The following is a 21,767-nucleotide window of genomic DNA, read 5'->3' as shown; positions in this document are numbered from 1 at the left end:
CCGCCGTTCAAGATCCGGGAGGCGTGCTCGGCGGTTAGGATCCGGACGGATCTGCTGGTGATGTCCATTCAGGAAGGTGCGCGGATGGCCAACCCCGTCGAAGGCCTGGAAGACGCCGACCTGCCGGGGCTGTTCGAGTCGGCGGACACGGCCTCGCTGCGCGGGCAGAGGGAGTATGCGCGGACCGTGCGGCTGAGCCTGGTCTTCGCGATCGTCGCGGCGGCGACCGGGGTGGTCACGTGGAAGGTCGGCGGGAGCGGGATCGACTTCGCGGCGATCGGCACGGCGCTCGCGCTGACCGCGATCCTGGTGACCGAGCTGACGGTGAAGGCCTCCCGGCCGGAGGACCGCTGGTACGACGGGCGGGCGCTGGCGGAGTCGGCCAAGAGCCTCGCGTGGCGGTTCAGCGTCGGCGCGACCCCCTTCCCGAAGGGCGTCGACGAGGAGGGCGTGGAGCGGCGGTTCACCGAGCAGCTGTCCAGCCTGCTGGAGGACGCCCCGACGACCTGTATCCCGTCGTCGGACCGGCCGGTGATCACCGAGCGGATGACGCTGCTGCGGGCCGCGGACCTGGGCACCCGCAAGGCCGTCTACCTGCGGTCGCGCATCGGCGACCAGCAGCGGTGGTACTCCCGCAAGGCCGAGTTCAACCGGCGGCGCGCGGGCCGGTGGCGCAAAGCGCTGCTGGTCATCGAGGTGCTGGGCATCGGCGCGGCGCTGGCCAAGGCGTTCGGGTTCGTGTCGCTCGACCTGGCGGGCGTCGTCGCCGCGTTCATCGCGGCAGGCACGGCGTGGATGAACCTGAGGCAGTTCTCCACGCTTGCCCGCGCGTACGCGTTCGCCGCCGCCGAACTCGTCCTCGCCCGCGCCCACCTCGACGGCGTGGAGGACGAGCGGGCGTGGTCCCAGGAGGTCGCCGACTCCGAGGAGGCGGTGAGCCGGGAGCACACGATGTGGCGCGCGTCCCGGTCGCGGCTGGTGACCTGACACTTCGGCTTCCCGCTGTTCTTCACGCCGACGAGTGCGGCACACCGCGGTACCCACATGGCGCAACGCCAACGGATGTGCGGTTCCCTCGACTTCGCCCCATGCGCCGACGCAGACGGATCCCTTGCGGGGCAAGGAGTCCGCATACGACGAGCGGACTGGCCCAAGTGGTCCAAGGCGTGTTCTCGCTGTGCGCGACCGAGTTCCGCCAACGGGGTGCCGCGCGCCGGACACGGGTAATCCGACCGGCCGATGTCGGGTCCGCGCTTCCCCTGCCACGCTCTGGTGCCACCGAACTCGCCCGGCACTGGAGGAGTCCCCATGACCTCGTCCCGTCGATTAACGACCGTCGCCCTCGGAGCCGCGACCGCTCTCGCGCTGTCCGGAGCGGTCGCGGGCACGGCCGCCGCGGCCCCGGAGGGCACGATCGCGGCCGCCGTGGGCGCGAAGGTCGTGCCGGACCGGTACGTGGTCGTGCTCAAGGACTCCGCCGTCGGGCAGTCGACGATCCAGCAGGCCGTGGACGGGCTCGCGCAGAAGTACGGCGGCACGGTCAACGCGACCTGGCGGCACGCGCTGCGCGGGTTCGCGATCAGCACCAGCGCGGCGAACGCCCGCAAGCTCGCCGCCGACCCGGCGGTCGCGTCGGTCAGCCAGGACGCCGAGGTGCGCGCCGTCGACACCCAGCCGAACCCGCCGTCGTGGGGGCTGGACCGGATCGACCAGCGCGACCTGCCGCTGTCCGGCAGCTACACCTACCCGACGACCGCGGCGAACGTGCACGCCTACATCGTCGACACCGGCATCCGCACCACGCACAGCACCTTCGGCGGCCGCGCCACCTGGGGCTACAACGCGGTCGACGGCAACAACACCGACTGCAACGGGCACGGCACGCACGTGGCGGGCACGGTCGGCGGCTCCCAGTACGGCGTGGCCAAGGGCGTGCAGCTCGTCGCGGTCAAGGTGCTGGACTGCGGCGGCTCCGGCACGTTCGCGCAGGTCATCAGCGGCGTCGACTGGGTCACCGGCAACGCCGTGAAGCCCGCCGTCGCGAACATGAGCCTGGGCGCCCCGGCGTCGGCGGCCACGGCCCCGCTGGAGGCGGCGATCCGGACGTCCATCGGCACCGGCGTCACCTACGCCATCGCGTCGGGCAACTCCAACGCCAACGCCTGCGGGTTCAGCCCCGCGAACGTCGCCGAGGCCATCACGGTCAACGCCTCGGACATCACCGACCGGCGCGCGTCGTTCTCCAACTACGGCACCTGCACCGACCTGTACGCGCCGGGCGTGAACATCACCTCGTCGTGGAACACCGACGACAACGCCTCCAACACCATCAGCGGCACCTCGATGGCCACCCCGCACACCGCGGGCGTCGCGGCGGCCTACCTGGCGACGCACCCCGGCGACTCCCCCGCCGCCGTGCAGGGCGCGCTGATCGGCGACTCGACGCCGAACAAGATCGCCGACGCGGGCGCGGGCTCGCCGAACCGCCTGCTGTTCCTCGGTTCCGGCTCGTCCGGTCCGTCCACTGTGGACGTCTCGCGGTACGTCAGCGGCCGCGACCACCTCACGTCGACCACGGGCGCGCCGGGCGGCTACACCCGTGAGGGCAGCCTCGGCCTGGCGTACACGACGCAGGTCGCGGGCACGCACCCGCTCTACCGCTGCCGGGTGAACACCGATTACTTCACCTCCTACGACCCCGGCTGCGAGGGCCGCGTCGCGCTCGGCGTGCTCGGCTACTTCCTCGACGCCGCCTCGGGCACGCTGCCGAGCGGTCCGCTGTACCGCTGCGTGGTCCGCGGCACCGGCGACCACATGGACTCCGTCGACCCGAACTGCGAGGGCCAGGCCTCCGAGGGCCTGCTGGGCTACACCCTGCGCTGACGCGTCGCCTCGGGCCGGTCTTCCACGGGAGACCGGCCCGAGGCGAACCGGCGACGTCGCTCAACCGTATGGAAAGCATGAGCACCCTGACGCGCCGCACCCTGCTGGTCGGAGGACTGGCCCTCACGGCGCTGGGCGCGGGGTCCGCGCGCCTGGTGGACCCGTTCACGCTCGGTGTCGCCTCCGGCGACCCGACGCCGGACGGCGTGGTGCTGTGGACGCGGCTCGCGCCGGTGCCGCTGGCCGAGGACGGGATGGGCGGGATGCCGTCGCGGCCGGTCGAGGTGAAGTGGGAACTCGCGGAGGACGAGCGGTTCCGCCGGGTCGTCCGACGGGGCACGGAGTGGGCGCGGCCCGAACTGGGGCACAGCGTGCACGTGGACGTCGCCGGGCTGGAGTCCGGGCACGAGTACTTCTACCGCTTCGCCACCGACGGCCACCTGTCGCGGACCGGCCGGACCCGCACCGCGCCCTCGCCGTGGACGCTGACCACCCCGTTGACGATGGCGTTCGCCTCCTGCGCGCAGTACGAGCACGGGTACTTCACCGCGTACCGGCGGCTGGCCGAGGACGAGCCGGACCTGGTGCTGCACCTCGGCGACTACCAGTACGAGTACGAGGCGGGCGTGCACGTCGCGCCGAACGGCAACGTCCGCGGCGTCGACGGGCCGCGCACCACGACGTTGGCGAACTACCGGCAGCGGTACGCGCAGTACAAGTCGGACGCCGACCTCCAGGCCGCGCACGCCGTCGCGCCGTGGAGCGTCGTGTGGGACGACCACGAGGTCGACGACAACTGGGCGGGGATGGTCTACTCGAAACCCGAGAAGCCCCAGCCGGACTTCCCCCGGCGGCGCACCGCGGCGTTCCAGGCGTACTACGAGAACATGCCGATCCGGCAGGCCCCGCACGGCCTGGACCTCCAGCTGTACCGGCGGATCCGGTGGGGCCGGCTGGCCACGTTCCACATGCTCGACACCCGCCAGTACCGCGACGACCAGCCGTGCGGCGACGGCATCAAGGTGTGCGACGAACGCCTGGAGCCCCAGCGCACGATCCTCGGCCCGGAGCAGGAGTCGTGGCTGCTCGGCGGCTTCCGCGACTCCGTCGCCCGGTGGGACGTCCTGGGCAACCAGGTGTTCTTCTCCCAGTACGACCACACGCGCGGCCCGGTGCAGGAGACCAACCTGGACGCGTGGGACGGCTACGCCGCCGACCGCGACCGCGTGGTGGCGGGCTTCTCGTCCGTCCGCAACGCCGTCGTGCTGACCGGCGACGTGCACGCCGCGTGGGGTGTGGACATCAAGGAGCGCTGGGACGACCCGTCGTCGCGCACCGTGGGCACGGAACTCGCGGGCACGTCCATCACCTCCGGCGGCGACGGCTCGGAGGACTACCCGGAGACCCCGGAGTGGTTCGCCGAGAACCCCCACATCAAGTACTTCAACAACCGCCGCGGCTACGTCCGCACCCACCTCACGGCCGACGGCTTCCGCGCCGACTTCCGCGGGCTCGACCACGTCTCCCGCCCCGGCGCGGAGGTGTCCACCAAGGCGTCGTTCCTGATCGAGGACCGCGTCCCCGGCCTCAACCCGCTCTGACCTCCACGTCCCGCGCCGCGGGTTCCGGGTGACCGAGGTGGGTGAGCCAGCCGCGGATCACCCGGTGCAGCGCCTCCGCGCCGACGATCTCGCCCGGCGCGGGCAGGTCGGCGGGGTGGACCAGGAAGCCGCGGGACTGGCCGCCGCCGAGGCCGCCGTGCGAGCCGACGTGCGTCTCGAACGGGGACGCGTCGTCGGTCGACTCGCTGTAGCGGCTGTTGATCAGCAGGTCCGGGCAGTGCGCGAAGCCGTTGGTCCGGCGAACCAGGTCGGCCGCGTGCACGCCGTAGCCCGCGAGCGGGTCCTCGCCGGTGACGACCCCGGTGTCGAGCCGGTGGACGCCGTCGCGGCCGAGCACCAGCGGCCCGGACTCCGAGCTGCGGACCAGCAGGAACCCGACGCCGGGGTGGTCGACGAGCGCGGGCAGCAGGTCGGGGAACTCCCGCTCCACCGTCTCCAGGTCGACGCGGCCCTCGTGCTCGGTGAACGACACCATCGCCACGTGGCCGGACACCACCACGACCACGCCGGGAGCCGCGCGCGTCACCAGGCCGGGCGTCCCCTCCGGCGTCCGGTGCCGGTCCGGGGTCTTGCCCGCGCGGGCCCGCAGGCCGCGGGCGATCGGGCCGTCCGCCTCCGCCAGCGCCGCGTTGAGCTGCCACGTGTGCGTGGGCTTGGCCTTCTTGCCGTCGCCGGGCCGTGGCGGAGCGCCGCACAGGCGTCCGACCAGGGCCTCGATCGACTCGCCGAACCGGTCCGCGAACGCCCACCCCTGCGTGACGCCGTGGTCGGACAGCACCACGAGCCGGTACCGGCGGGGCGCGAGCTCGGCGGCCCGGTGCAGGCGGCCGATCTGCTGGTCGATCGCCCGGATCACGGCCAGCGCGTCGAACCGCTCGATGCCCGTGTGGTGGGCGACCTCGTCGTAGCCGAGGAAGTCCGCGTACACGACCGGCCGCCCGGCCAGCATGTCGCCGATGATCGCCGACACCACCAGGTCGCGGGTGATCACCGTCGTGGCGGCCCGCGCGAACGGGTACACGCCGCCGCGCTTCACCCTCGGCCGCACGCCCGCCCGGCGCTGCCGGATCGACGCGGACACCTCGCGCAGGATGTCGACCACGGCCGACCCGACCGTGCGGACCAGGTTCACCGGGTTGGCGAAGTACACGTAGTAGCCCGCCGCGTTGCGCGACCGGGCCGCCCGACGGGCGGGCGTCAGCAGCGGGACGGCGCTCATCGTCATGCTCGCGTGCTCGGCGTCGCCGGTGAACAGCCCGCTGCGCGCGGCCCCGCCACCGGACAGCAGCCCGCGACCGTCGGAGTGCCGCCGCTCGATCTCCGCCGCGTCGGCCGGGTGCGCGCACGCCATCACGTGGTCGCGGTCCTTCTCGTACCAGCGGAAACCGAGGATGTCATCGTTGGAGCCGTGCAGCAGCCCGCACACGCTCGCCCCGGTCTGCGAACTCCAGTCGCAGTGCCAGTCCGTGAGCGCGTGGCTGCCCTCGACCAGCCAGCTCGCCAACGTGGGCAGGTCGCCGTCGCGCACGGCCCGCCGCACGGTGTCGTAGCCGAGCCCGTCGATCTGCAACAGCAGCACGCCCGGCGGCTCGTCCTCGCCGCCGTCCTCGGCCCGGCGGAACCGGCGTGCGGCCCGGCGGAAGAACACCTCGTCCTCGTCGACCGCGAGCAGGCTGCTGACCAGCGCGCCCACCGCCGACACGGCGATCACCACGAGCACGGCCGTGCGCAGGTTCGCGACCACCACGCCGGGCACCACGAACGACAGCGCCAACAGCCCCGCGCCCAGCAGCACCAGCGACCCGATGCCCAGGGTGAAGATCGCCACCGGCAGCGCGACCCGCAGCACCAGCGGCCACACCACCGCGCTCAGCACGCCGTAGAGCAGCGCGAACACCGTCGGCTGCCACCACTGCGGCAACGAGAAGTCGTCCAGCAGCTCGTCGAGCACGTGCAGCACGACCGCCACCAGCAGCCACACCAGCAGCAGCCGGGCGACGACCCGACCACCGCGCAACAACCGCCCCGCACCGCTCTCCGGCTTCACCTGGCCTCACGCCTCCTGGCCACCAGGGCCGACACCGCCGTCACCAGCAGGACCAGCCCGGTCGCGATCACCGTGGCAACGACCGGGTGGTCGAACAACCCGCCGCTGACCACGCCGAGCGCCGCGTACGCCACCGCCCACAGCAGGCACGCGCCCGCCGCCGCGGGCACCAGCCGCCGCCACGGGTAGCCCAGCGCCCCGGCCGCCAGCAGCACCGGGATCCGGCCCGCGGGCACCATCCGCCCGATCACCACCACCTGCCACCCCCGTGCCTCGAACCGCACCCGCGCGGCCTCCAGCTTCTCCGCCGACTGCCGCCGGGAGAACCACCGCAGCATGGCCGACCGCCCACCGCGGGCGACCGCGAACGTGACGAGGTCGCCGATCAGCGCCCCCGCCATCGCCACCAGGACAACCAGCACGATGTTCAGCCGATCGGTGCTCGTCGCGAGCGCGGCGGCGGCCCCCACCACCACCCCGGTCGGCACGACGGGCACCACCGACCCCAACAACACCCCGCCGAACAGCACCGGATACCCGATGGCCGACGGATCAGCCCAGTCCACCCCGAACACCCCGCTCACCCGCACACCACGCCGGACGGCACACCGTCCACACTAGACACACGACGTGAACCCCCGCGCACCGCACGGGACAGCAGCACGAACCCCGGCGGCGACACCGCGGGCACCCCGGCACCCCTCGAACAGCGGCGGGCAGCACACCGGCCCGTCTCCCACCGCGCCGAGCACCACCCAACTCGAACCCCGCCCACGAGCGTGGGCGACCACCCCACCGACACCCCGCTCACCCGCACAGCATCGGACAACCTGCCGAGAACTCCCGCCACCGCGAACCCAAGCGGTCCCCGCGAGGTGCCGGACAGCGCCTCCGAAGCCGCACGCCCACCACGGAGTCCTGCCGCGAAGCGGCCGATCACCCCGGTCACCGCCCGACGCGGCCCTCCCACCGACACCCCGCTCACCCCCGCGACCCCCGCACGGTGCCGGGCAGGGCCACGTCGTCGCCGGGTTCGGTGATCAGGACGCGGGTCGTGGAGCCGGAGGCGGTGACGGCGGCCGCGAACTCGCGGGGCGGGTCGACCAGGAGTCGGCGCATCCGCGCCCCCATCCGGCCCGGTGCGCGGACCAGGCCGGGCAGTGCCAGCGTGCCCCAGTGGACCGGCACGGCGACCCTCGGTGTCAGCAGGCCGACCGCGTCGGCCGCTCGCGCGGGGGTCAGGTGGCCCGGTCCGAGGGTCGGGCCCCAGCCCCACACCGGCAGCAGCGCGATGTCCACGCCCGTCAGCCCGGCCATCTCCGGGAACAGGTCGGTGTCGCCCGCGGCGTAGACCCGCACCCCGTCGCCGTCGATCAGGTGGCCCATCGCGGCGGCTTGCGGCCCGCGCGTCGACCGGGGGCCCCAGCGGTGCCCGGAGTGGGCCGCGGGCACGCCCGTGATCGTGAGGTCGCCGTCGACGAGCACTTCACCGGGGGCGAGTTCGTCGACCCGGCGGATCCCCTTGCTCCTCAGCCACGCCCCCGCGCCGCGGGGAACGACGACCCGGACGTGGTCGCCCAGCAGCCGCAGCGACGGCAGGTGCACGTGGTCGCCGTGCAGGTGGGACAGCAGGACGAGGTCGACGTCGGCCCGGTCGGCGGCCGTGCTCGGCGCCGTCACCCTGGACAGCGCCGAGACCCGGTCGGTGAGCACCGGATCGGTCAGCACGACCCGCCCGGCGACCTCCAGCCGCACCGTGGAGTGACCGACGAACCGCAGGCCGAGTGGGTGCACGCGGCCCAGTATCGCAACGACCGCGCCGAACGGCAGACGTCGAGGGCTACTCGACGCCGATCATGACCTCGGTGGACTTCACCAGCGCCGTCACCGGCTGCCCGACCCGGAGGCCGAGGTCGGCCACGGCGTCCATGGTGATCGACGCGGTGACCTGCTGGCCGCCGTCGAGGTCCACGGTGACCACGGCCATGACCGCGCCGTCCTTGATCGAGGCGACGGTGCCGGTCAGCTGGTTGCGGGTGGACAAGCGCACGAGTACTCCTCAGAGGTCTGGCGAGAACGACCCCGCCAGCCTACGGCGACGCGGGATCGCTTGTCCGCCAACGGTTTTCCCGCTCGACCGCACGTGCGCCGACGATCACGGGTGCGGCCGCCGCAGACGCGGGCGCGACCGGTCGTTCCCGGAGGCAGGCACGAATGTCGACGCGGCGAGCACCGCCAGGGTGCGCTCGCACCACCGGATGGTCGCCTCCTCCAGCTCGCGGCCGCCCATCAGCGTCAGGTACGGCCCGATCCGGTCGTCGGAGGCCAGGAACTCGGCCTCCGTGCGGCCGTCCAGCAGCCGCGCGCGCAGCCGGTCGTAGCGGGCGAGCTTGGCGCGGGACCACTCCTCGCGCTCGCGCACGGCGGCCACGACGGCGGCCGGGTCGCCGACGTCCACGGCCTGCACCTTGATCAGCAGGTCGTCGCGGAGCGCGGCGGGCTTGGCGGGCGCGGCGGTGAACGCGCTCAGCTCCCGCTCACCGGCCTCGGTGAGGGTGAACAAGCGCTTGGTGGGCCTGCGCTCCTGCGGGACGAGCCGGGCGGAGATCACGCCCTCGACCTCCATGCGCTCCAGCTCGCGGTAGAGCTGCTGCGGCGTGGTGGTCCAGAAGTTGGCCACGGACGCGTCGAAGCGCTTGGCCATGTCGTAGCCGGACGCCTCGCCTTCCAGGAGCGCGGCCAGCACCGCGTAGCGCAACGCCATCTGGACAACCTAGCATTTCCGTGACTAATCTTCGACACGACTAGTCAACTAATTGCCTATGGAGGACCGATGCACCCGTTCCGCGCCGCCGTCGAGGCGGGCGACCACGACGCCATCGAGGCGCTGCTGGCCGACGACGTCGTGTTCACCAGCCCGGTCGCGTTCGCGCCCTACCCCGGCAAGCCCATCACCGCCGCGATCCTGCGCGGGGTCACCCGCGTGTTCGAGGACTTCCACTACGTCCGCGAGATCGGCGACGGCCGCGACCACGCCCTGGTCTTCCGGGCCCGCGTCGGCGACAAGGAGGTCCACGGCTGCGACTTCCTGCACCTGGACGAGGACGGCCTGATCGACGAGCTCACCGTCATGGTCCGCCCGCTGTCCGCCGCGCTGGCCCTGTCCGAGGCGATGGCGGCCCAGTTCGAGCGGATCAGCCGCGAGGCGACGAGCGCCTGACCGCGTCGTAGGCCTGCTCGTCGAGGTAGCCGCCGCCCTTGTGGTGGACGGTCTTCACGCCGGTGTGCACGTGCGTGGCGATGCCCGCCTCGGCGAGCCGCACGCAGAACGACAGGTCCTCCGACAACGGCGCGATCGGGTCGAACCACACGGGCCCGGCCCGCCGCCGCACCGCCTCCAGCGCGTCGCGGTGGACCAGCAGGCACGCCGCGCCGGTCGCGGACACCCGCACCACCCGGTCGCGGGGGTAGTCGAGCACCGCGCGGAAACCGGTGCCGTGCTTGAGGTACAGCGTCGGCCGGATGTCGTGGCGCAGGGTGTGGAACGGACCGGTCTCGCGGTGGGCGAGCCCGAAGCACAACGCCCCCACCACCGGCCGCCGCACGGGGTCCGCCGCCTCGACCAGCCGCTCGACGGTGTCCGGCGCGAACCCCATGTCGGAGTCCACCATCCACAGCCACTCCGCGTCGGTGGCCAGGAAGCCGCGGCAGATCAGGTTCCGGCCCGCCGGGACGTCCCCGGTGCCCGCCACGACCCGCAGTTCGTCACCGGTGATCCGGCGCGCGCCCGCCAGGTCGGCGACCAGGAGGTCCCGGTAGCTCAACCCGAAGCAGGCCGACCACGTGCCGGGGTCGAGGTAGCCGACCGCGACCGACCCGGTCGGGGACGGCCGGGCGGACCGGGGGCGTTCGGCGACGGAGCCGCGCGAGACGCTGGGCATGGACCCTCCAGGGGGAACGACGACGATCGGCGCGGTGCCGGAAAAGCGACGTCGTTGACGCTGGCTGGCGGAGCCGAGCTATTCGCGGCAAGTCGACCACGAATCGGTGTCGCCGAAAACCAACGGATCCTTAAGAGATTCCTCGATGCCCGTTGTTAATTCCAGATGAATTCAATAAAGCTCCCTCACCTGGCCTTATGTCCCAGCATTCCTTTATGGCGTTGTTTCGCCACGGCCCTCGGGAGACCAGCCAAGCGCCGATTCCGCCGTGTGCGCGAGATCGGTGAGCAGGCGGACGTTCCGCGCGAGTCCGAAAGCGGGCGGGAGGAACAGCACGACCTCGTCGGCCGCCGCGAGTCCGGGGTCCGCGAGCACGGCCTCCGCCACCTCGTCGGGGTCGCCGTGGAACACCGGGCTGATCCGCACCCCCGCCGGGAGGTCGCCCGTGACCACCGGCTCCAGCGCCCCCTTCGGCCGGGACGCGTGCATGCCCTCGGTCCGGCGCTGGAGGTCGTAGGCGGCGTAGACCTCCCGCAGTTCGGCCGTGGTGGCGGGCAGGATCGACGCGGCGACCGCGACGGGCGGCGGCTCGGTGCGGTGCGCGCGCCGCCACGCCGTGCGGTAGGCGTCGATGACCCGTGCCTGGTACTGCCCGAAGGTCTCGCCCTCGGCCAGGTCGTGCAGCACGGTCCCGGTGATCAGCCCGATGCCGAGTTCGGCGGCCCGCAGCGCGCTGCCGACGCTCGCCGCGCCCTGCCGGATCCGCGACCGCAGACCGGGGCTGTGCGGGGTGACCCGCAGCTCGGTGCCCACCGGAGCGCCCTGGCCGGGTCCGTCCACGGTGTGCAGCACCTCGCCGCCGACCGCCGCGAGGAACCGCGCCTGACGCCGGTGGGCCTCCGTGCGGGCGTCGGTGTCCACGGCCCCGAAGACCGCGTCGAAGGTGGCGTTGGCCCCGGTGGCGACGGCGAGTTCGAGGCGGTCGTCCCCGACCAGCAGGTCCGTGGTGCCCGCGGCCTCGGCCAGCAGGACCGGGTCCTGGTACCGCATCGGCAGTACGGCCGTGCCCAGCCTGATGCGACGCGTGTGCTGGCCGACCGCCGCGAGGAACGGCAGCGGCGAGGACAGGTAGTGGTCGAAGTGCCGCTGGTAGACCCACCCGGACTGGTAGCCCAGCGCCTCGGCCGCGGTGAACAGCTCGACGCCGTCCCGCAGCCCCTGCCTCGGGCCGCGGTCGTCGCTGAAGGACACGCGGGTGTTGAACCCGAGGCTCGGCCCGCGCCGGAACGGCGGCTGAACGGCCTCGGTCACCGGCTGCGCGGTCGTCACGACACTCCTCCTGCGACGGTCCCGGCGCCGACGGGGATCGAGTCCACGAGCGCGCGGGTGTACGGCTGGCGCGGGTCGTCGAAGAGGGCCCCGACCTCCCCGCTCTCCACGATCCGCCCCTGCCGCATGACCGAGACGGTGTGCGCGAGCTGGCGGACGAGCGCCAGGTCGTGCGAGACGAACACGTAGGTGAGGCCGAGTTCGGCCTGCAACGCCAGCAGCACCTCGACGATCCCCGCCTGGACGCTCACGTCGAGCGCCGACGTCGGCTCGTCGAGCACGATCACGTCCGGCCGCAGCACCAGCGCCCTGGCGAGCGCCACCCGTTGCCGCTGGCCACCCGAGAGGGCGGAAGGCTTGCGGGACAACAGGTCCTCCGCCAACCCGACGGAGTCGAGCGCCTCACGCACGCGGTCGGCCCGTTCCCGCCGCGTGCCGATCCGGTAGCGGTCCAACGACTCCCCCACCAGGCGCTTGACCGTCCACGTGGGATCGAGGGAGGTGAAGGGGTTCTGGTAGACCAGTTGCAGGTGGCGGCGCAGCGACCGGAGCGAGGCGTGCGACCGGCCCGCGACCTCCTCCCCTGCCACGGAGATGGCCCCGCGGTCGGGTTCCTCCAGGCCGAGCAGCAACCGGATGGTGGTCGTCTTCCCCGACCCGGACTCGCCGACCAGCGCGTGCGTGGTGCCCGCGGGCACCGAGAACGACACGTCGTCCACGGCGACGAGCGACCGGCCGTCGACGGTGAACGACTTCGTCACGCCGCTGACCTCGATCTTGGGCCGCTCACCGGGTGTGGGGACCGAGCGCAGGCGCAGGTAGCGGTCGGGGTTGAGCGCGGGCACGTCGGCGTGCAGCCCGCGGGTGTACTCCGACGCGGGCGCGGAGAACACCTCCGCGGTGGGACCCGCCTCCCGCACCACGCCGTCCTTCAGCACGACCAGGGAGTCCGCGCGCTCCGCGGCGACGGCCAGGTCGTGGGTGATGAGCAGCAGGCTGATGTCCAGGTCCCGGCGCAGGTCCGACAGCAGGTCGAGGATGCGCTTCTGGATGGTGACGTCCAGCGCGGAGGTCGGCTCGTCGGCCACGATCAGCGCGGGCCGCGGCAGCACCGTGAGCCCGATGAGGACCCGCTGGAGCATCCCGCCGGACAGCTGGTGCGGGTAGGAGTCGTAGACGCGGCGCGGGTCGTCGAGCCCGACCCGCGCGAACGTCTCCAGCACCAGGTCCTCGTGGCCGCCCGGCTCGTCGAGCAGGGCGGCGGCCTCCCTGGCCTGCGAGCCGACCGTGCGCACCGGGTTGAGCGCGGTGCCGGGGTCCTGCGGCACGTAGCCGATCCGCCTGCCGCGCAACGGCCGGAAGCGCCGTTCGGGCAGCGCCAGGACGTCGTGGCCGTCGAACTCGACCGACCCGCTCGCGCGGCCGGTCCCCAGCCGGAGCACCGCGCGGGCGATGGTCGACTTGCCCGAGCCGGACTCGCCGATGAGCGCCAGGCTCTCGCCGCGGCCGAGGGCGAAGCTCACGTCGGTGACGACACGGGTGTCGCCGTAGGCCACGGACAGGCCCTCGACCCGCAGCAGCGGGGTCAGTCGGTCTTGCGGAGCCATCGGCTGATCCTGTTCACGGAGAGGACGGTGGCGATCGTGACGAGCGCGGGCGCGTGGACCAGCCAGGGCGCCAGCGGGTAGTCCTTGCCGATCGAGATCAGCAGGCCCCAGTCGGACGCGGGCGGCGGGTCGCCGTACCCGAGGAACGCGAGGCCCGCGATGATCAGGATCGACAGCCCGAACTGGAGCACGGCGAGCATCAGCACCGAGCGCGAGGCGTTGGGCAGCACGTGGCGGACGAGGATGTGCCACCGCGACCCGCCCTGGAGGTAGGACGCCTCCACGAAGACCGCGCGGCGGGTCTTGAGGACCTCCGACCGCATGACCCTGGCGAACACGCCCACCGCCGAGACGCCGGTGGCGATGGCGGCGTTGATCGTCTCGAAGCCGAGCGAGCTGACCACGACCACCGCGAGCAGGAACGACGGGATGGCCAGCAGCACGTCCACCAGCCGGGCGAGCACGCTGTCCACCCAGCCGCCGACGAACCCCGCGACCAGCCCGATCAGCCCGCCGACCAGGACGCCGATGCCCACCGCCACCAGCGCGCTGGTCACCGAGGACGACGTGCCGTGGACCACGCGGGCGAACAGGTCGCGGCCCAGGTGGTCCGTGCCGAAGAGGTGCGCGAGGCTCGGGGCCTGGAACTTGTCCGCCGGGACACCGCGCGCCGGGTCCTGGCCGGTGAACAGGCCGGGGACCAACGACCACGACAGCACGAGCGCCAGCACGGCGAACGCGACGGCGACCGTGGGAGGGACGCGGGACGCCTGCCCGCGGCGGGACGCCACCCGTGGCCGGGACAGGGCCGCAACGCTCATGACACGTCCTCCCGCTCGCGCGGTTTGGCGTCGCCGAGCCGCACCCGCGGGTCGAGCAGCGGGTAGGCGAGGTCGGCGACGAGGTTCACCACGACGAAGATCACCGCCGCGAGCGTGACGACCGCCTGCAGCACCGGGAGGTCCTGCGTCGTCACCGACCGCTCCACGAGGCTGCCGATGCCGGTGCGGCCGAAGATCTGCTCGGTGATGACGGCCCCGCCGAGGAGTTCGCCGACGGTCAGCGCGATGACCGTGACGACCGGCAGCGAGGACGGCTTGAGCAGGTGCCGCAGGAACAGCCGGGCCTGGCCCAGCCCTCGGGATCGGGCGACCGACGCGTACTCCTGCCCGGCCTCGTGGTCGAGGTTCGCGATCAGCACCTCGGCCACCTGCGCGGACACCGGGATGCCGAGGGCGACCGCGGCGAAGAACGTCGCCCAGCCGCCCTCGGAGTCGATCACCCGGAACAGCCCCAGCTGGAAGGCGAACACGGTGATGAGCACCAGGCCGATCACGAAGTTCGGCACCGACAGGAACAGCGACGGGAACGCCCGCAGCACGCCCTGCCCGTACCGCTTGGGCAGGTACCGCGTGCCGAAGCCGATGGCGAACGCCAGCACCAGCGCCACGGCGAGCGCCGACCCGGCGAGCAGCAGCGTCGACCCGAGCACGTCGCCGATCAGCCGGTCGACCGGGAGCCCCGACCGCAGCGAGACGCCGAGATCGCCCACCACCAAGCGGGACAACGACTCCCCCAGCTGCACGTACACCGGCCGGTCGAGCCCGTAGTAGGAGACGATCCGGCCGATCTCCTCCTCGGTGAACCCGTTCTGCGGGTTGCGCAGGGTGTTCGTGACGGGGTCGCCGGGCAGGACGCTGATCACGACGAACGTGAACACGTAGGCCAGCAGGATGACGACGACGGCCTGGAGGATCCGCTTGACCGCGTACTTCGCGTAGTCCCGGTTCACGGCGTCACCGTCAGCCGAGCCAGGCGGTGTAGTAGTTGGCGTAGGCGAGGCCGTTGTAGGCGACGCCGTGCAGCTTGGGCGACTGGAGGTAGATCCGCTGCACGATCTGCGTGATCGGCACGAAGTAGCCCTGCTGCAACACGTAACCCTGGAGCTCGTCGAGGATCGGGGCGCGGGTGTCGACGCTCAGCGCGCTGGTCACGCCGGTGGCCAGCGCGACGAGCTTCGGGTCGCTCTGCCCGAGGCCGAACCAGTTCTCGCCCTTGTTGGCGTCGGTGAGGACACCGGCCACCGTGCCCGCGTCGATGAAGCTCCGGGTGACCTCGTACGCGGCCACGCTCGGGCTGTTGACCTTGACCCGCTCGCCGTAGGTGACGACGTCGAACGCCTGGATGTCGACCTTGAAGCCGAGCTTGCCGAGCTGCTGCGCGATCAGCTCGTCCACCGACTTCGACGTGGCCAGGTACGGGTTCGCGTACAGCGTCAGCGTGAGCGGCTTGCCGTCCTTGGCCCGGACGCCGTCGGAGCCCTTCGTCCACCCCGCCTCGTCGAGGAGGCTCGCGGACTTGGCCGCGTCGAAGGCGAAGTCCGCGCTGCGGTCGGTCGCGCCGGGCACGTTGCTCTGGAACAACGACTGCGCGGCCTGCCAGTCGGGCGTGTAGACCGTGGAGATGATCTCCTTGCGGTCGATGCCGTGCTGGAGGGCCTGCCGCACCCGGACGTCGTCGAACGGCGCGACCTTCGTGTTCACCGCGAAGCCGTTGACGAAGCCGAGGTAGCGCGGGGTCGCGGTGGTGAAACCCTGGTCCGCGAACGACTTCAGCTCCTGCGGTGACGGGTTGTAGGCCACGTCCGCCTGTCCTGATTGGACGGCGGAGGTGCGCACGGACGGCTGCGCCACGAGCTTGTAGGTGATCGAGTCCAGGTAGGCCGGGCCCTGGTGCTTCAGCGCCGCGGGAGCCCAGTCGTAGTCGGCGCGCTTCTTGAGGACGACGCTGTCGCCCTCCTTCCACGACGACAGCACGAACGGGCCGCTGCCGAGGTCGTTGGCGAGGTCGGCCTGCTGGGCGGCGGGCAGCGCGATCGTCCTGGGGGAGATCAGGATCGAGCCGTGGTAGCCCAAGGTCGGGATGAAGCCCAGCGTTGGAGCCTTGAAGAACACCTTGACCGTGGCCGGGTCGACGGCTTCGGCGTGGTCGTAGGTCTTCGGGAACAGGCCGATGGGGTTGATGCCCCTGGCGGCGTCGCCCTTGGCCCAGATGTCGAGGTTCGCCAGCACGGCGGCGGCGTCCACCGGGGTCTTGTCCGAGAAGGTGACGCCCTTGCGCAGGTGGAGGGTGAACTCCGTCGCGGTGTCGTTCTGCTCCCAGCTCTCCGCGACCCAGGGGCTCACCGCGCCCTTCTCGTCCACGTACACGAGCTTGTCGGTGAGGTGGCCCCAGATGTGGCCCTGGAAGCTGGAGATAGCGCTGTTGTTGGGAATCCAGGTGTCGCCGAGCGAGTCGATCAGGAAGGTGACGTCCCCGCCCTGCTTCGGTTCGCCCGAGCCCCCGCCGGAGTTCGCCGCGACGCCCGGCCCGCAAGCGGCCAGGGCGACGACGGCGGCGACGAGGCCGGCGATCATCCGCGGTGTGCGGCCGGGGGGTCGGACGCGGCGTGCCGCGCGGGAGGTGTTCACGGGGCTTTCTCCTCGGGACGGTGGAAGGCGTGTCCCGAATCTAGGAGCGGGTCGCGGACGGGGTCCAAGACGAAATGGGGATGGGAATGCATCGAGGACTCTGATCGACGGCTCCCTTTCACCCGGTGGGCACGTGGCTAGCATCGGAGTGGTGGGAGAGACCAGCGCGCACTGGGGGACGTACCTCGTCGAGGTGTCCGACGACGGCCGGGACGTCGTGGCCGCCCGGCCGAAGGCCGACGACCCGGACGCCGCGCCCGCGATCGGGAACGTCGCCGACTCCCACGGCCACCGGTCACGGGTGGCGCGGCCGAGCGTGCGTCGCCACTGGCTCGACGGCGGCCCCGGCCCGGACACCCGGCGCGGCGACCCCGCCGACCCCTACGTCGAGGTCGACTGGGAGACCGCGCTCGACGTGCTCGCCCGTGAACTGGACCGGGTGCGGTCGGGGTTCGGCAACCGGGCGATCTTCGGCGGCTCCTACGGCTGGGGCAGCGCGGGCAGGCTGCACCACGCGCAGAGCCAGCTCCACCGGTTCCTCAACTCGATCGGCGGCTACACGCGGTCGGTCAACGACTACTCCCGCGGCGCGAGCACCGTGCTGCTCCCCCACCTCGTCGGCGCGCGCGAAGCACTGGACCTGCGGTACAAGCCCGCGTCGTGGGCCGACGTCGCCGAGCACACCGACCTGCTCGTCACCTTCGGTGGAGCGCGCCGGTCGAACACATGGGTGGTGCCCGGCGGGCACGCGCGGCACGTCGGGTCGGACCTCGTGCGGGCCGCCGGGCGCGGCACGCGGGTCGTGGCCCTGTCCGCCCAGCGCGACGACGCCTTCCCCGACCTGGGCGCCGAGTGGGTCGGCGTCATGCCCGGCACCGACACGGCGGTCATGCTCGCGCTGGTCCACGTCCTGGTCGTCGACGGACTGGCCGACGACGAGTTCCTCGCCACGCACACCGTCGGGGCCGACGAGGTCCGCCGGTACGTCCTCGGCGAGTCCGACGGCGTCCCGAAAACGCCCGAGTGGGCGTCCGAGATCAGCCGCACGCCAGCGGCCACGATCCGCGACCTCGCGCACCGGATGGCGGCGGGCCGCACGCTGGTCAACGTCGTGTACTCGTTGCAGCGCGGGGAGAACGGCGAGCAGCCGGTCTTCGCCGGGCTCACGCTGGCCGCGTTCCTCGGGCAGATCGGCCTGCCGGGCGGCGGGTTCGCCCACGGCCTCGGGTCGATGGGCGACTACGGCGTGGGCGTCGCGGGCGCGCCGCTGCCGACGTTCCCCCAGGGCCGCAACCCGGTGCCGGACTTCATCCCGTGCGCCCGGATCAGCGACCTCCTGCTGCGGCCCGGCGAGGAGATCCCGTACAACGGCGGCACGCTCCGGCTCCCGGAGACGAAACTCGCGTACTGGGCGGGCGGCAACCCGTTCCACCACCACCAGAACCTGCGCAGGCTCCGACGCGCACTGTCCACGTTGGACACCTTCGTGGTGCACGAGACGCACTGGACGCCGACCGCCCGGCACGCGGACATCGTCCTGCCGGTGGCGAGCACCCTGGAGCGCGACGACGTGGCGGCGGGTGCGGGCGACAGCAGGCTGCGGGCGTCCCCTCGCGCGGTGCCGCCGCGCGGCGAGGCCCGCGAGGAGCTGTGGATCTACTCGCGGCTGGCGGACAAGCTGGGCGCGGACTTCGCCGAGGGCCTGGACTCGCGGCAGTGGCTGGAGCGGATCTACGAGGAGTGGCGGGCCGCCCCGGCGTCACCGCCCGCGCCGCCGTTCGCCGAGTTCTGGCGCGACGGCGGGGTCGACCTGCCTCAGAACCCCTACCGGGACACGGTGTTCGCCGACTTCCGCGCCGGGCGCCCGCTGGGGACGCCGAGCGGGCGGATCGAGCTGTACTCGGCGACGCTGGCGGGGTTCGGGCTGCCGGACGTCGCGGGCCACGCGGTGTGGCGGGAACCGACGCAGTGGTGGCGCTCGCCGTCGACGGCGGAGTTCGCCCTGCACCTGCTGTGCAACCAGCCGACGCACCGGCTGCACAGCCAGTTGGACATGGGCGCGGCCAGCCGGTCGACGAAGGTCGCCGGGCGTGAGCCGGTGCGGCTGAACCCGGCCGACGCGGCGGTCCGCGGCCTGGTCGACGGGGACGTGGCGCTGGTCCGCAGCGCGCAGGGCAGCCTGCTCGCGGGGGTCGTCGTGACCGACGTGCTGCTGCCCGGCGTCGCCCAGATGCACACGGGTGCGTGGTTCGACCCGAGCGCGCCGGAGGTCGCGGACTGCGTCAACGGCAACGTCAACGTCCTCACGCGGGACGTCGGCACGTCGACGCTGACCCAGGCCACCAGCGGCGCACACGTGCTGGTCGCGATCACCCGCTACGACGGCCCGGTGCCACCGGTTCGCGCGTACGAACCGCCCTTGTTCACGCCGTGAGCACTCGTTTGCCCGCGGCGACGAGAGCCGTGTCCTCCTGCGGCGGGTGGACGCGGACGCACAGGACGTCGCGCAGGTGCCGTTCGAGAGAGTTGCGGCGGGACAGCGCCGGGTTGCCGAGGGCGGCCACGGCCGTCTGCACGGCCGCCACGACCGACCGGGCGATGGCCACCTTGAGCACCGACAGCTGGGGGCCGATCGTCGGGTCCCCGGCCTCGATCCGCAGCAAAGCGCCGTGCAGCAGCGTTTCCGCCTGAGCGATCCGCAGGTCGATCTCCCCCGCGACCGCCTGGATCCGCTCGGTCGTGGCGATGGGTCGGCCGAGCGCCGCGGGCACCCGTGACCGGGCGAAGTCCGCGAACGCCCGGCGGGCCGCCCTGGCCACGCCGACGTAGAGCGCCGGGTGGCCGAAGCTGCCCGGCCCGGCGGCCGCCGCCGGGTCCCGGTAGACGCCGTCCGCGCCGCGCGGGATCTCCACGAACGCGTCCGCGGGCAGCTCGACTTCCTCGTAGACGACGTCGTGGGTGTTGGAGGCGCGCAGCCCGAGGTGGTCCCAGGTGTCGACCCAGGTGATGCCGGGCAGGTCGCCCGCCACGATCACGTGCCCGACCCGCGGCGCGGCCGGATCGCCGTCCGGCTCGTCGGCGACCGCCCACACCACGTGGTAGGCCAGCGCCGTCCCGCCGGTCGCGTAGGCCTTGTGCCCGTTGAGGATCCAGCCCGACGACGTGCGCCGGACGGTGGTCTTCGGCAGGCCGCCGCGGGCCGGGGCCCCGAGTTCGGGTTCGGCGCGGATCGCGTTGACCGGGGCCGGTCCCCGCGCCGAGCGGGCCAGCACGTCGTCGTAGAGCGCGGTCGGCCAGTGCGCGGACGCGGCCTGGGAGGCGTGCGCCATCAGGGTGTTCGCCGCGATCAGCGCGACCGACGGGTCGCCCTCGCCGAGCGCGATGAGGATGCGGGCCGTGTCCCGCGCGCCGGCTTCCGCGCCGCCGTACCGCTGTCCGACGGTGGCGGTGAGCAGACCGGCGCGATGGGCCGCCTCCAGCCCGCGCACCGGCACCTCGCCGCTCTGGTCGTAGCCCGCCGCCGTCTCGGCGACCTCGGCCGTGACCGCCGCGAGGGCCTCCTCGGACAGGTCCGGCACGGGCAGGGCGTGCACCTGCGCGGTCGTCACGCCCGGCCCGCCGTCGCGTGCCGCCGGTAGTCCTCGGCGTAGTTGCCGAGGTGCTCGGCCTGGAGCGTGCCACGCCTGCCGGTCGCCTCCCGGTGCGCGATCTCCTGGCGCACCAACGGAAGCACGTGCTTGCCGTAGTCGACGGCGTCGGCCAGCGTGTCGTAACCGCGGATGCTGACGAGGTCCGCGCCCGCGTCGACGTAGTCGAGGATCGCGGCGGCCACGGTCTCCGCGGACCCCACCAGCGCCGTCGACGCCCCGCCCGCGTTGGTCACGGCGGCGGTCCGCGTCCACAACGCCCGGTCGTACAGGTCCGCCTTCTCGGCGAACGACAGCGCCCGCTGCGAGCCGACGTTCTGGGGCGTGCCCGGCGTCTGGAGCCGCTGCTTGCCGTAGGCGGCTTTGCTGAACGTGTCGGCGATCCTGGCCACGTACTCGTGCGCCTTCTGCCACGCCAGCTCGTCGGTCTTGGCGATGATCGGCCGGAACGTCACCCAGATCCGGGGCAACGTCGTGCGGCCCGCGGCGCGGGCGATGGCGTGGACGCGGTCGATCTCGGACCGCAGGTCCACCAGGGGCTCGCCCCAGAAGCTGAAGACGTCGGCCTTCTCGCCGCCGACCTGGAACGCCTCGTCCGACGACCCGCCGATGGAGATCGGGATGGGCGAGTCGTACGGCGCGAAACCGGGGCCGAAGTCGTCGAACCGGTAGAACTCGCCGTCGTGGCTGAAGGGCGCGGGCTCGGTCCACGCCCGCCGCAGCAGGTCGATGTACTCCGACGTGCGGGCGTAGCGGCGGTCCTTGGGCAGGTAGTCGCCCTGGCGGGCCTGCTCGGCGTCGCTGCCGCCGGAGATGAGGTGCACGACCGCCCGGCCCTCGGTGAGCTGGTCGAGGGTGGCGAGCTTCTGCGCGCCGACGAGCGGGAACGTCGTGTTCGGGCGGACCGCCACGATGGGCTTGATCCGCTCGGTGAGCTGCCCCACGGCCGACGCGACGACGAACGAGTCGGCGGTGCCGGAGCCGTAGGGCAGCAGCGTGTAGTCGTACCCGCCCTCTTCCAGTGAGCGGACGTACTCGCGGAAGTACTTCAGGTCGATGCCGCGGGTCGGGATCGGGTTCAGCTCGGTCGACGGGTTCAGGTGCGACAGGCTGATGAACTCGACCTCGCGGGAGGCGGTCTCGGGGATCTGCTGGCCGAAGGCGGGTGCGCTGGTCACGAGCCGACCGTAGGTCGGGCCCTGGACGGGCGTCCAAGACAAG

General features: G+C 72.8%; 18 protein-coding genes. 5 read left to right on the top strand and 13 right to left on the bottom strand.

Going from position 1 to position 21,767, the window contains the following annotated elements; genetic code table 11:
- The first annotated feature begins 84 nt into the window (after nucleotides 1–84).
- The 3 genes from ACFWW9_RS24525 (at nucleotide 85) to ACFWW9_RS24515 (ending at nucleotide 4,484) form a co-directional block, all read left to right on the top strand.
- On the top strand, nucleotides 85–987 hold the full coding sequence (locus ACFWW9_RS24525) for a DUF4231 domain-containing protein (RefSeq protein ID WP_390382240.1): 903 nt from the start codon (nucleotides 85–87) through the stop codon (nucleotides 985–987).
- Nucleotides 988–1,308: 321 nt separating this feature from the next.
- Nucleotides 1,309–2,883 (top strand): S8 family peptidase, encoded by a 1,575-nt coding sequence (locus tag ACFWW9_RS24520; RefSeq protein ID WP_390382237.1) that lies wholly within the window; start codon nucleotides 1,309–1,311, stop codon nucleotides 2,881–2,883.
- A gap of 68 nt (nucleotides 2,884–2,951) precedes the next feature.
- Complete coding sequence (locus tag ACFWW9_RS24515; RefSeq protein ID WP_390382234.1) at nucleotides 2,952–4,484, top strand: alkaline phosphatase D family protein; 1,533 nt, start codon at nucleotides 2,952–2,954, stop codon at nucleotides 4,482–4,484.
- Here the strand turns inward: ACFWW9_RS24515 and ACFWW9_RS24510 are convergent.
- From ACFWW9_RS24510 to ACFWW9_RS24490, 5 genes are all read right to left on the bottom strand, one after another.
- Nucleotides 4,471–6,552, bottom strand: a complete 2,082-nt coding sequence (locus ACFWW9_RS24510; protein WP_390382231.1) for a phage holin family protein — start codon at nucleotides 6,550–6,552, stop codon at nucleotides 4,471–4,473. The two genes, ACFWW9_RS24515 and ACFWW9_RS24510, sit on opposite strands and share 14 nt — an antisense overlap.
- Nucleotides 6,549–7,118, bottom strand: a complete 570-nt coding sequence (locus ACFWW9_RS24505) for a DedA family protein (RefSeq protein WP_390382255.1) — start codon at nucleotides 7,116–7,118, stop codon at nucleotides 6,549–6,551. Before ACFWW9_RS24505 ends, ACFWW9_RS24510 begins: the two co-directional genes overlap by 4 nt.
- 415 nt (nucleotides 7,119–7,533) lie before the next feature.
- Nucleotides 7,534–8,346, bottom strand: coding sequence for an MBL fold metallo-hydrolase (locus tag ACFWW9_RS24500; RefSeq protein ID WP_390382228.1), 813 nt, complete (start codon nucleotides 8,344–8,346; stop codon nucleotides 7,534–7,536).
- 46 nt (nucleotides 8,347–8,392) lie between these two features.
- A complete protein-coding gene (locus tag ACFWW9_RS24495; RefSeq protein ID WP_315929596.1) occupies nucleotides 8,393–8,602 on the bottom strand; it encodes a TOBE domain-containing protein in 210 nt (69 codons plus the stop codon).
- 105 nt (nucleotides 8,603–8,707) lie between these two features.
- Nucleotides 8,708–9,316, bottom strand: a complete 609-nt coding sequence (locus ACFWW9_RS24490; RefSeq protein WP_390382224.1) for a PadR family transcriptional regulator — start codon at nucleotides 9,314–9,316, stop codon at nucleotides 8,708–8,710.
- A gap of 69 nt (nucleotides 9,317–9,385) precedes the next feature.
- On the opposite strand from ACFWW9_RS24490, the gene ACFWW9_RS24485 reads away from it, so the two are divergent.
- Complete coding sequence (locus ACFWW9_RS24485) at nucleotides 9,386–9,772, top strand: nuclear transport factor 2 family protein (RefSeq protein WP_390382221.1); 387 nt, start codon at nucleotides 9,386–9,388, stop codon at nucleotides 9,770–9,772.
- Here the strand turns inward: ACFWW9_RS24485 and ACFWW9_RS24480 are convergent.
- The 6 genes from ACFWW9_RS24480 to ACFWW9_RS24455 all read right to left on the bottom strand — a co-directional run bounded on the left by ACFWW9_RS24480 (nucleotide 9,747) and on the right by ACFWW9_RS24455 (nucleotide 16,899).
- Nucleotides 9,747–10,493 carry a glycosyltransferase family 2 protein gene (locus ACFWW9_RS24480; protein ID WP_390382218.1) on the bottom strand — a complete coding sequence of 249 codons (747 nt, stop codon included), beginning with the start codon at nucleotides 10,491–10,493 and terminating at the stop codon, nucleotides 9,747–9,749. The genes ACFWW9_RS24485 and ACFWW9_RS24480 overlap by 26 nt on opposite strands.
- 213 nt (nucleotides 10,494–10,706) lie before the next feature.
- A complete protein-coding gene (locus ACFWW9_RS24475; RefSeq protein WP_390382215.1) occupies nucleotides 10,707–11,822 on the bottom strand; it encodes an LLM class flavin-dependent oxidoreductase in 1,116 nt (371 codons plus the stop codon).
- Nucleotides 11,819–13,429 carry a dipeptide ABC transporter ATP-binding protein gene (locus ACFWW9_RS24470; RefSeq protein WP_390382212.1) on the bottom strand — a complete coding sequence of 537 codons (1,611 nt, stop codon included), beginning with the start codon at nucleotides 13,427–13,429 and terminating at the stop codon, nucleotides 11,819–11,821. The genes ACFWW9_RS24475 and ACFWW9_RS24470 overlap by 4 nt, the downstream gene beginning before the upstream one ends.
- Nucleotides 13,408–14,250, bottom strand: coding sequence for an ABC transporter permease (locus tag ACFWW9_RS24465; protein ID WP_390382209.1), 843 nt, complete (start codon nucleotides 14,248–14,250; stop codon nucleotides 13,408–13,410). The genes ACFWW9_RS24470 and ACFWW9_RS24465 overlap by 22 nt, the downstream gene beginning before the upstream one ends.
- Entirely contained in the window at nucleotides 14,247–15,221 is a 975-nt protein-coding gene (locus ACFWW9_RS24460; RefSeq protein WP_390382206.1) for an ABC transporter permease, read from the bottom strand. Before ACFWW9_RS24460 ends, ACFWW9_RS24465 begins: the two co-directional genes overlap by 4 nt.
- 10 nt (nucleotides 15,222–15,231) lie before the next feature.
- Complete coding sequence (locus ACFWW9_RS24455; protein WP_390382203.1) at nucleotides 15,232–16,899, bottom strand: ABC transporter substrate-binding protein; 1,668 nt, start codon at nucleotides 16,897–16,899, stop codon at nucleotides 15,232–15,234.
- Nucleotides 16,900–17,050: 151 nt separating this feature from the next.
- Between ACFWW9_RS24455 and ACFWW9_RS24450 the strand changes: the two genes are divergently transcribed.
- Nucleotides 17,051–19,333, top strand: coding sequence for a molybdopterin-dependent oxidoreductase (locus ACFWW9_RS24450; protein ID WP_390382200.1), 2,283 nt, complete (start codon nucleotides 17,051–17,053; stop codon nucleotides 19,331–19,333).
- On the opposite strand, the gene ACFWW9_RS24445 is transcribed toward ACFWW9_RS24450, so the two are convergent.
- Together ACFWW9_RS24445 and ACFWW9_RS24440 are read right to left on the bottom strand one after the other, a co-directional pair.
- Nucleotides 19,323–20,507, bottom strand: coding sequence for an acyl-CoA dehydrogenase family protein (locus ACFWW9_RS24445; RefSeq protein WP_390382197.1), 1,185 nt, complete (start codon nucleotides 20,505–20,507; stop codon nucleotides 19,323–19,325). The genes ACFWW9_RS24450 and ACFWW9_RS24445 overlap by 11 nt on opposite strands.
- Nucleotides 20,504–21,724, bottom strand: coding sequence for an LLM class flavin-dependent oxidoreductase (locus ACFWW9_RS24440; protein ID WP_390382194.1), 1,221 nt, complete (start codon nucleotides 21,722–21,724; stop codon nucleotides 20,504–20,506). The genes ACFWW9_RS24445 and ACFWW9_RS24440 overlap by 4 nt, the downstream gene beginning before the upstream one ends.
- Nucleotides 21,725–21,767: the final 43 nt, after the last annotated feature.

The sequence above is a fragment of the Umezawaea sp. NPDC059074 genome (assembly GCF_042738955.1).
Lineage (GTDB): Bacteria > Actinomycetota > Actinomycetes > Mycobacteriales > Pseudonocardiaceae > Umezawaea.
Note: the sequence above shows the minus strand (reverse complement) of the source record. Positions and strands in the feature narration are given on the sequence as shown.